The sequence below is a fragment of the Actinomycetospora sp. genome (assembly GCF_055612215.1).
This window is the reverse complement of sequence record NZ_JBVPVA010000160.1, coordinates 1-5,568: the sequence shown is the minus strand read 5'-3', so window position 1 is coordinate 5,568 and position 5,568 is coordinate 1. Positions and strand designations below refer to the sequence as shown.

Annotated in this window: 8 protein-coding genes; all 8 read right to left on the bottom strand. The window is 75.5% G+C overall.

The genetic code is table 11. From position 1 onward, the window contains the following. On the bottom strand, positions 1-986 hold a 986-nt coding region (locus tag AC0CYZ_RS04545; RefSeq protein ID WP_472212762.1), incomplete at its 3' end, for an AMP-binding protein. Between the two features lie 44 nt (positions 987-1,030). Next, a complete protein-coding gene (locus tag AC0CYZ_RS04540) occupies positions 1,031-1,330 on the bottom strand; it encodes a hypothetical protein (protein ID WP_472212760.1) in 300 nt (99 codons plus the stop codon). Continuing rightward, positions 1,327-2,064 carry a GAF and ANTAR domain-containing protein gene (locus AC0CYZ_RS04535; RefSeq protein ID WP_472212758.1) on the bottom strand — a complete coding sequence of 246 codons (738 nt, stop codon included), beginning with the start codon at positions 2,062-2,064 and terminating at the stop codon, positions 1,327-1,329. Before AC0CYZ_RS04535 ends, AC0CYZ_RS04540 begins: the two co-directional genes overlap by 4 nt. Positions 2,065-2,266: 202 nt before the next feature. After that, positions 2,267-2,536: a hypothetical protein gene (locus AC0CYZ_RS04530; RefSeq protein ID WP_472212756.1), complete on the bottom strand. Its 270-nt coding sequence runs from the start codon at positions 2,534-2,536 to the stop codon at positions 2,267-2,269. Between the two features lie 197 nt (positions 2,537-2,733). Then, positions 2,734-3,471 carry a GAF and ANTAR domain-containing protein gene (locus AC0CYZ_RS04525; RefSeq protein ID WP_472212754.1) on the bottom strand — a complete coding sequence of 246 codons (738 nt, stop codon included), beginning with the start codon at positions 3,469-3,471 and terminating at the stop codon, positions 2,734-2,736. A 74-nt stretch (positions 3,472-3,545) separates the two neighbouring features. Further along, positions 3,546-3,899 (bottom strand): ANTAR domain-containing protein, encoded by a 354-nt coding sequence (locus tag AC0CYZ_RS04520; RefSeq protein WP_472212752.1) that lies wholly within the window; start codon positions 3,897-3,899, stop codon positions 3,546-3,548. Positions 3,900-4,113: 214 nt separating this feature from the next. Further along, positions 4,114-5,172 (bottom strand): saccharopine dehydrogenase NADP-binding domain-containing protein, encoded by a 1,059-nt coding sequence (locus AC0CYZ_RS04515; RefSeq protein ID WP_472212750.1) that lies wholly within the window; start codon positions 5,170-5,172, stop codon positions 4,114-4,116. 231 nt (positions 5,173-5,403) lie between these two features. Then, positions 5,404-5,559: a hypothetical protein gene (locus AC0CYZ_RS04510; RefSeq protein WP_472212765.1), complete on the bottom strand. Its 156-nt coding sequence runs from the start codon at positions 5,557-5,559 to the stop codon at positions 5,404-5,406. Positions 5,560-5,568 lie beyond the last annotated feature (9 nt).

Here is a 5,568-nt window from a genome sequence, read left to right as displayed (position 1 = left end):
CCGCGGGTGACCCGCCCGACCGAGCCCGGGTGCGCGAGCCAGTCCCGCCCGTCGATCATCGCGCTCGCCTGTGACTCCGTCCCCGAGTACAGCTCGAGCAGGATCTCGGGAGCGGGCAGCCGCGCCAGCCAGCCCCGCTTGACCTCCGGCGGGCACGGCGCGCCGACGTGCAGTGCGGTCCGCAGGCTCGCCAGGTCCGCCGCGTCCCACGCCACCGCCGGCAGGCGCAGCATCCGCCCCATCATCGTCGGGACCAGGTAGAGCCACGTGACGCCGTGCTCGCCGATCAGTGCCAGCGCCCGGGCGGCGTCGAAGCGCTGCATCAGCACGACGTGGTGGCCCGCCAGCAGCGCCATCAGCGAGAACATGTACGGCGCGTTGTGGTGCAGCGGGGCGGACGCGAGGAACACCCCGTCCGGGTCGATCCGCAGCCCCTCGGCCCGGGCGAGCACGTGCTCGGTGCAGGCCGCCTGCCCCGACACGATCACCTTCGGGCGGCCGGTGCTGCCCCCGGAGGTCGGCGCCTTCCACGACGGGCCCACGACGTCGGACAGCGGCTCGGCATCGCCCTCCAGGGTCAGCCCGACGACGTCGTCGGCCGCGAGCCACGGCCGATCGGTCGGCTCCAGGCCCACGACGAGGCCCGGGTCGGCAACCTCGAGGACGGCGTCCCGCTCCCCCGCGGGCAGGCGGGCCGAGAGCGGCTGCGGGACCGCCCCGAGCTTCCAGGCGGCCACCGAGCAGGCGACGTGGGCGACGACGTTGCCGAGCGCGATCGACACCAGGTCGCCGCGGGACACCCCGCGCGCGGCGAACCCCCGGGCGAGCCGGTCGGTCCGGACGTCGAGCTCGGCGCGGGTCCAGACGTCGTCGCCGTCGGACACCGCGGGGGCATCCGGCGCGGCGGCGGCGAGGGCCCGCAGCCGCGCGGCGAGCGGGGTCGCCCCGGCCGGGACGGAGGGCTCGGGGAACCGCGGGGTCGGCACGGGCTCCACGATCCCTGCCCGGCCCGACCCGTGCCCGTCGTCGCTCAGCCGCCGGCCCCGTCGGACCCCCGGTCCTGGACGCTGCGGGCCAGGATGGCGCCCGAGGCCAGGTGGGCCAGGACCGGGTCGAGCCGGCTCGCGCCGGACACCGTCGTCCCGGCCTCGTCGTCCACCGAGCGGAGCAGGCCGATCATGGCGTCGAGGACTCCGGCGACCGCACCGGCGATGTCCGGGCGCTCGGCGTCGGGGAGCCGGCCGTCGGCGCCGCTGGAGTCCCGTCCGGCACCGAGCGCGGACGCGGCCTCGCGCAGCGCGGTGATCGCCGTGGCGTGGCTGTCGGTCATGGCCGAGCAGTGTGCCCCGGCGCGCGCGACGACGCGATGTTCTCGGTGAGCCACCGGGCGACGGCGGTCAGCTTCATGTTGGTGTCCTGCGAGGACTTCACCAGCATTTCGAACGCGGCCTCGTCGCCGACGCCGAACCGCTCCATGAGGATGCCCTTGGCCCGCCCGATCAGGTCCCGGCTGTCGACGGCGCGCTGCAGGTGGTCCGCGTGCTGGGAGCCGTAGAGCAGCATCGCGGCCTGGACGCCGAACAACCCGGCCAGGGTGCGGGCGTTCGCGTCGAAGGCGTCCGGGGTCCTCGAGTAGAGGTTCAGTGCGGCCCGCAGTCCGTCCTCGACCGACAGCTGGGTGGACATCACCGCCCGGAAACCGGCCTCGACCGCGTGCGGCGCGAACCGCGGCCACCGCCGCGCGTCGTCCCCCGCGAGGTCCCGGGCGACGACGGTGCCGCTCTGCGGCGGGTCCTCCAGCGCGGTGATGCACGGCCCTTCGCGGAGCTCGCGCTGCACGCTGTCGAGCGTGCCGATCTCGGTGCTGGTCGGGTGACGCGTCTCGATCCGGCCCTGCTCGGCCATCGAGATGCTGCCCGCGTCGACCCCCGGGATGGTGTCGACGGCGGACGCCACGATCTGGCGCAGCGTCTCCTCGAGGTCACGGATGGAGCGACGCCCGGCCAGCTCGCGGGCGGCGGAACGCAGGGCGACGACGAGCTGCTCGTCCTGTCCGGAGTCCATGGCTCCTGCTCTCGTGGCTCGGGGGCGCCGACACGGCGACGCAGCCCCGCTCCCGCCGCACCCGAGGGCGTCGCCGGAAGCGGGGCCGGGCCTCCGGCTGCGCTGCTGAACCGGACCTACGACGGACTCCATCGCCCGGTCCGGCTCCCAGCACCCCGCCGGTGATCCGGTGTGCCCGACGTCGTGGAGGCGCGAAACCGCTTCACGGATCGGTTCGTGGGGCCCGCGACGGGGGGTCGACGAACGAGGTCCCGAGGGGCATCGGGTAGGAGCCGGGCTCGACCGTGGCGTCGATGATCTGGGTGGCCATCCGGAGCGCCGTCACCCCCCGGACCGAGGTCATCGTGGCGAGGAGGATGACGGCGTCGGCGATCGAGATGCCGTGGCGCTCGCTCAGGATCCCCTGCGCCACCGGGACCCGCTCGTCGCGGCCCACCTGGTGGCTCGGGGCGTGTTCGTCGTCGTCGTCCATGGACCCGTCCTGCGACATGACCTCTCCGGCAGGTCGGCGGGGTCCGGGCCGACGCTGTGTCGGTCCACTCTGGCCCATCGGGGCCGAGCGGATCCACGGAGCACCGTCGGCGTCGGGCCCCCTGGGGTGGTACGTCCGCGGGGTACCCGGGCGCCCGCACCGCGGACACGGCCGATGCGACGCGGGCCCCGGTCGCGTCAGGACGTGCCCGGCCGGGCCTTCCCCGCCCGCGAGCCCGCGTGCTCGGTGAGCCACTGGGCGACGGCGGTCAGCTTCATGTTGGTGTCCTGGGAGGACTTGACCAGCATCTGGAAGGCGGTCTCGTCGTCGACGGAGAAGCGCTCCGCGAGGATGCCCTTGGCCCGCCCGATCAGGTCCCGGCTGTCGACCGCCCGCTGCAGGTGCCGCGCCTGGTCGGAGCCGTAGACGAGCAGCGCGGCCTGGATGCCGAAGAGCCCCGCCAGGGTGCGGGCGTGCGCGTCGAAGACGTTCGGCTCGGTCGCGTACAGGTTGAGCGCGGCCCGCACGCCGCCCTCGACCGAGAGCTGGGTGGACGCCATCCCCCGGAAGCCGGCCTCGACCACGTGCGGCGCGAAGTTCGGCCACCGCTCGGCGTCCGGTCCGGCGAGGTCCTGGGCGATGACGGTGCCGCTCTCCGGCGGGTCCTCCATGGCGGTCAGGCAGGGGCCCTCGCGCAGCTCGCTCTGCGTCCGGTCGAGCTTGCCGATCTCCTCGCTGGTGGGGTGGCGGGTCTGCACCTCGCCCGCCTCGGTCAGCGAGATGCTGCCCGCGGCCACCCCGGGGATCGTCTCGACGGCCGACGCGACGATCTGGCGCAGCGTCTCCTCGAGGTCGCGGATGCTGCGGTGCCGGGCCAGGGCCCGGGCGGCGGTGCGGAGCGCGACGACGAGCTGGTCGTCCTGGTCGGTGTCCATGGTCGTGTTCTCCGTCGTGGGGGACGTGAGGGACACGGCCGTGAGGTCGACCGACGGCCCACGGTACAGCCGGCTCAGCCGAGGAACCTCCGCAGTGCCGCCTCGGTCGGCCCGTCGAGGAGGAGGGGTTCCGGGCGGCGGCTGCGCATCTCCTCGTGCAGCGCCAGTTCCTCGTCGAGGTCGAGGCACAGCGACCTCGGGCGCGCCTCCCGGAGACGCGGCGTCGGCGTGCGGTCCGGGACGCCGACACGTCGGACCAGGTCCTCGGCGAGCTCCTCGACGGACACGCCCAGCGCGACGGCCTCGGCCTGCAGCCGGGCGATCGCCTCGGCGACGCCGAGGCGGTGCCACGCCGAGAGGATGCCCTCGGTCCACGCGATCACGACCCGGTCGGGCTCGGCGTCCTGGTCCTGGGCGAACGCGGTCATCGTGGTCCCTCCGCTGGCGCACCTCGGCTGTCCGAGGATCACTACCGGCGGGGACTCGGCCGTCTGCTCCAGGATGGACCATCCGGACCGTGATCGTCCAGCGCGCCCCGGGACCGGGACGTCCGCTCACGGGCCGCCGCTCCCGGTGATGTCGTCGACGAGCCGCTCGGCGACGGCGACCGCCCAACACACCACTCGTCGCACCCGCGCGCCGTCAGGCGGAGTACTCGCCCCCGCACGCCTCCGCGAGCCCCGTGCCGAACATGGCGGCCGGGGTCGTCGCGCCCGGGGCGCCCTCGCCGTCGAGGAGACGCCGGGCGAGCTCGGCGGGGACGGCACCGGTGAACTCGTGGGCGTCCCCGAGGCGCAGCCAGCCCTCGCGGACCCGGCCGTCGGACCACCGTGCGGACGCGTGCGCCCACGAGTGCGACCGCGGCCGCGCCCGCTCGGCGAGCCGGAGGCCGGCGAGGCGCCGGACGGCGAACCGCCGCACCGGACCGTTGCGCAGCAGGACCGCCGCCACCGGGATCGATGCCCGCACCAGGGCGGACGTCGGCCCCTCGCTCGAGCCGGCGACCACGTCGGGCGCTCCGCTCACCCGCTGCGCCGCCACCAGGTCGCCGAAGGGGACGCTCACGGAGGCGACCTCCTCGCCGTCGGGGAGCCGCAGGCGCAGGAGGTCCCCCGCGAGGCGCACCGGCACGAGTCGGCCGCCCCGGTAGTGCCGGCCCGCCCTGCCGCCCGCGGCGAACCCCTCGAGCAGGGTCGCGGCCAGGGCCTCGCCCACCGGGCCCTCCTCGAGGCCGAGCGAGGGCACCGTGTCGACCCGCACGGAGTCCGGCACCGGCTCGTCGCGGCAGAGCCACAGCGCCACGCTCTCCGCCGCGGTCACCCCGAACCCGGCGCCCGTGACCAGCGTCGAGCCGGACTGGCGCGCCGCGGCGTCGAGGCCCAGCAGCGTGGTCGCGGCGTCGACGTCGTTGGCCAGGTCGAGGTAGTGCGCGCCCGTCGCCAGCGCCGCGTGCGCGATCGGAGCCGCCGTGCGGGCGAAGGGCCCGACGGTGTTGACCACGACCGCGGGCCGGTCCCGCCGGATCGCGACCGCCATCTCGTCCACGGTGGCCGCGCGCACCGTCCGCGCGCCGTCCGCCGCAGCCGTCAGCCGGGCCTCGTCGCGCCCCACGAGGACGGGCTCGAGGCCCCGGGTCCGCAGCGCCGCCGCGATCGCGCGGCCGCTGCGGCCGGTGCCACCGAGCACCCAGATCTCAGTCATGATGACAGTCTATGACATCACCTGGAGACGGTCTGGCTGATGGCTGCGTCTGGTCAACCAGTTCCGCTCGCGTGCCATGAACCGCGCCTTCTTCGCACGTTCTCGGCGTCGCCCGGGGCAGGTGGCCGAGCCGGACTCTCGTGGTGCCCGTCCGGGGCGTTGGCCCGCGCTCCCGCGGCGCAGGCCACGGCCACCGGCCGCCGCGCTCCGGGCCGCCGTCGTGCGCGGCGCTCAGTGGGCTCTGCCGTTGCGTCCGGAGGTGCTGGTCGGGCGTCGGCTGATGACGTCGTGGGCCGCGTCCGCGAGTGCCTGCCCGGTATGAGTGGCGTACTCCCTCAGAGCCCGGACCGCCCCGTCGATGGTGGTGTTCAGCCGGACCATCAGCATGCCTTCGGC

What these genes read in the sequence shown, in the direction of transcription:
- AC0CYZ_RS04540 (WP_472212760.1), bottom strand. Translation starts at nt 1,330, where the DNA reads ATGACCGACAGCCACGCCACGGCGATCACCGCGCTGCGCGAGGCCGCG.
- AC0CYZ_RS04535 (WP_472212758.1), bottom strand. Translation starts at nt 2,064, where the DNA reads ATGGACTCCGGACAGGACGAGCAGCTCGTCGTCGCCCTGCGTTCCGCC.
- AC0CYZ_RS04530 (WP_472212756.1), bottom strand. Translation starts at nt 2,536, where the DNA reads ATGGACGACGACGACGAACACGCCCCGAGCCACCAGGTGGGCCGCGAC.
- AC0CYZ_RS04525 (WP_472212754.1), bottom strand. Translation starts at nt 3,471, where the DNA reads ATGGACACCGACCAGGACGACCAGCTCGTCGTCGCGCTCCGCACCGCC.
- AC0CYZ_RS04520 (WP_472212752.1), bottom strand. Translation starts at nt 3,899, where the DNA reads ATGACCGCGTTCGCCCAGGACCAGGACGCCGAGCCCGACCGGGTCGTG.
- AC0CYZ_RS04515 (WP_472212750.1), bottom strand. Translation starts at nt 5,172, where the DNA reads ATGACTGAGATCTGGGTGCTCGGTGGCACCGGCCGCAGCGGCCGCGCG.
- AC0CYZ_RS04510 (WP_472212765.1), bottom strand. Translation starts at nt 5,559, where the DNA reads ATGCTGATGGTCCGGCTGAACACCACCATCGACGGGGCGGTCCGGGCT.